Annotated in this window: 1 protein-coding gene; it reads left to right on the top strand. The window is 48.6% G+C overall.

Annotation, left to right across the window (positions count from 1 at the left end; translation table 11 throughout):
- Nucleotides 1–726: apolipoprotein N-acyltransferase (gene lnt, locus R7Q46_RS26915; RefSeq protein ID WP_318078191.1), on the top strand; the 726-nt coding region annotated here is incomplete at both ends.

Genomic DNA, 726 nt, shown 5'->3' with positions numbered 1-726 from the left:
GGATTGTTCGCTTGGCTAAACAATAAGTTTTTCCCTCAATTTAGCCTCAGTAAAGCGCTTCTTGCTGCTCCGGCATTATGGCTAATTACCGATTGGTTACGCGGTTGGGTGATGACCGGCTTCCCTTGGTTGTGGTTGGGCTATAGTCAAATTGATGCGCCACTAGCAAGCTTTGCACCGATCGGTGGTGTAGAACTGCTCACGCTGTTTGTTCTTATTAGTGCAGGTGCATTAGCATATGCGTGGATTCACAAACAGTGGTTGATGATTATCATCCCTGTTGTTTTGATGAGCGCAGGTTTTGGGATTCGCCAATATGATTGGGTGACACCTCGCCCAGAAGACACCACCAAAGTGGCGTTGATTCAAGGTAACGTCGACCAGAACCTCAAATGGCTGCCAAGCCAACGCTGGCCAACCATCATGAAGTACGCCGACCTGACGCGTGAAAACTGGGACGCCGACATCATTGTCTGGCCAGAAGCAGCAATCCCTGCATTTGAGGTTGAAGTGCCTTCCTTCTTGAGCAACATCGACAGTGCCGCGAAGATGAACAACAGCGCCATCATCACAGGCATTGTTAATCAATCGGAGGACAAGCAGTTCTATAACAGCATTCTGTCGCTAGGCGTCACACCATACGGTGATTACAGCTTTGATATGAGCGAACGCTACCACAAGCATCACCTATTACCGTTTGGTGAGTTTGTCCCGTTTGAAGATATC

It is taken from the genome of Vibrio sp. 811 (assembly GCF_033339195.1).
The sequence above is the reverse complement of the archived record's forward strand: the minus strand, read 5'-3'. Positions and strand labels throughout refer to the sequence as shown.